The 2,378-nt window shown below is 43.7% G+C and carries 2 protein-coding genes; one reads left to right on the top strand and one right to left on the bottom strand.

The genetic code is table 11. The features are described from left to right. Positions 1-174 precede the first annotated feature (174 nt). Positions 175-549 carry a 5-carboxymethyl-2-hydroxymuconate Delta-isomerase gene (locus ACS8FD_RS13040; RefSeq protein ID WP_439276210.1) on the top strand — a complete coding sequence of 125 codons (375 nt, stop codon included), beginning with the start codon at positions 175-177 and terminating at the stop codon, positions 547-549. 170 nt (positions 550-719) lie between these two features. Here the strand turns inward: ACS8FD_RS13040 and ACS8FD_RS13035 are convergent. Then, the coding region (locus ACS8FD_RS13035) for an acyl-CoA dehydrogenase C-terminal domain-containing protein (protein WP_439276209.1) at positions 720-2,378 on the bottom strand (1,659 nt) is incomplete at its 5' end.

Raw genomic sequence — 2,378 nt, 5'->3', positions numbered from 1 at the left:
GACGCCGCGGGCTTGAGATTGAGCTACCGCCATTACAACTGGCTAAAACGCTTGGCGCTCTTTTTGAAGATATTGCCGATACATGATGGCTATTTTCAAGAGTCCTATAAAATAACCAGACGTACTAATCTTGTCTTCATACGTAAATTTTTAACCCATTATAAGGACGTATTCATGCCGCATTTAACTATCCAAGCATCTCCCAATGTCAGTATCTCTCACGAAGAGTCGTTACTCAAATCTTTAAATAAAGTATTATGGGATAGTGGTCATTTTGGTAAGCCAACTGATATTAAAGCGCGAATAATCCCTATCGATACGTTTTTGGTTGGAGTTGAGAATGATGAGCAAGCATATGGTTTTATCTATGCACATTTAAACTTGATGCCAGGTCGTGACAGTGGTGTCCGTGAGCAATTGGCACAGCTATTGGTGGCTACGATAGAGGATACATTAGGCGAGGAGCAATCGGGGCGAGCATCGCTACAAGTATGCGTAGAAGTGGAGGAGATCAGTCCTATTTATCAAAAAAAGCTGCTCGGTAGCTAGCATTGGTTTTTAACTGAAAGTATTTTTAACTGAAAGCTTTTTAACCTTTATGTCATTTGAAATCATACTTGCTTATTTAATTACTTAATTATAAAAAAAGCGCCCAGCTATTGAAAGTTGGGCGCTTTTTACTTTTCTTAAGTTCAATTAAGCTTAGGTGCTACTTAAGATTAGTCTAAAAAGGCAAAGTTCTCGATATCCATCGCCGTCATACTTTCACTTGGTGCAACCATACTCTCAGCATGTCCTGATGTACGTGGCAAGATTTTGTCAAAATAAAACTCTGCCGTTTGGACTTTGGCTTTATAAAACTCTGGTGACTCAGTACCCCCATTTTTAAGCTTGTCATAAGCGACTGCTGCCATACGCGCCCAGTGATAGCCCATCATTATGTAGCCTGAATACATCAAAAAGTCTTCTGAGGCCGCTGAGATCACTTCACGGTCTTTACGTGCCATGAGCATCAAACGTACCGTAAGCGTGTTCCACTCGGCACATAGTTTAGTCAATGCCCAAACAAACTTACGCATGTCTTTATCGAGTGCATACTCGCCACACCATTTCATAATGCTTGACGTATAGTCACGGATGATTTTGCCTTTAGACTGCAAGATAACCTTACGGCCTAACAAATCAAGCGCCTGTACGCCAGTCGTGCCTTCATACAATGTAGCGATACGGGCATCACGAGCGATGAGCTCCATACCCCATTCTTTGATATAGCCGTGACCACCGTAGATTTGCTGACCATGCTTAGCTGCTTCGATACCTAGTTCGGTCAAAAAGCCTTTTAGGATTGGCGTATAAAAGCCTAGTTTATCGTCCCATTTTTCAAACTCATCATCATCACCATTAGCAACGCCTTGTGCCATCTTATCCGCATAACGCGCTGAGTGATAAATCATCGAACGTCCACCTTCGGCAAAGGCTTTTTGCGTCAGCAGCATCCGGCGTACATCCGCATGGTGAATGATGGCATCCGCTACTTTTTCAGGGTCTTTGGTCCCTGATAGGGCACGCATAGAGCGACGCTCCTTGGCATAGGGTAGGGCATTTTGAAATGACAGCTCGGTATGGGCCAGACCTTGAATACCCGTACCAATACGGGCCGTATTCATAAAGGTAAACATCGCTTTGAGGCCTTTATTTGGCTCACCAATTAAATAGCCAACAGCATCATCAAAGTTCAATACACAAGTTGATGAAGAGCTGATGCCCATTTTGTGTTCGATAGAACCACAAGTGACGCCATTGCGCTCGCCCACTTCACCATCATCATTAGGAAGGAATTTTGGTACGATGAATAATGAGATACCGCGGGTGCCTTCAGGTGCGCCAGGTAAGCGTGCTAGTACGATATGAATGATGTTTTCAGTCAAATCGTGTTCACCGCTTGAGATGAAAATTTTAGTACCGCTAATCTTATAACTGTCGTCCTCTTGCGGGATTGCTTTTGATTTGACTTGTCCCAAATCTGTACCGCATTGTGGCTCAGTTAGGCACATCGTACCTGCCCATGAGCCGTCAACCAATTTATGTAAATAAGTCTCTTTTTGCTCGTCAGTACCATATTGCATTAGCGTATTGATGCAACCTGTTGAGAGGCCAGGATACATTGCCCAAGGCCAGTTGGCTGTACCAATCATCTCAGCTTTAATCAGGTTAATAGACATGGGCAGGTTCATACCGCCGTATTCTTCAGGGTATGAAATGCCTTGCCAGCCGCCCTCAACAAACTGATTATAAGCTTCCTTAAAGCCTTTAGGAGTTGTCACGACGCCGTTTTCAAAATGACAACCTTCTGCATCAGCAGGCTGATAAAGAGGGGC

This window comes from Psychrobacter sp. 1U2, from assembly GCF_051847575.1.
Note: the sequence above shows the minus strand (reverse complement) of the source record. Positions and strands in the feature narration are given on the sequence as shown.

Excerpts from the sequence above, each read along its gene's own strand:
- ACS8FD_RS13040 (WP_439276210.1), top strand. The coding sequence starts at position 175 with ATGCCGCATTTAACTATCCAAGCATCTCCCAATGTCAGTATCTCTCAC.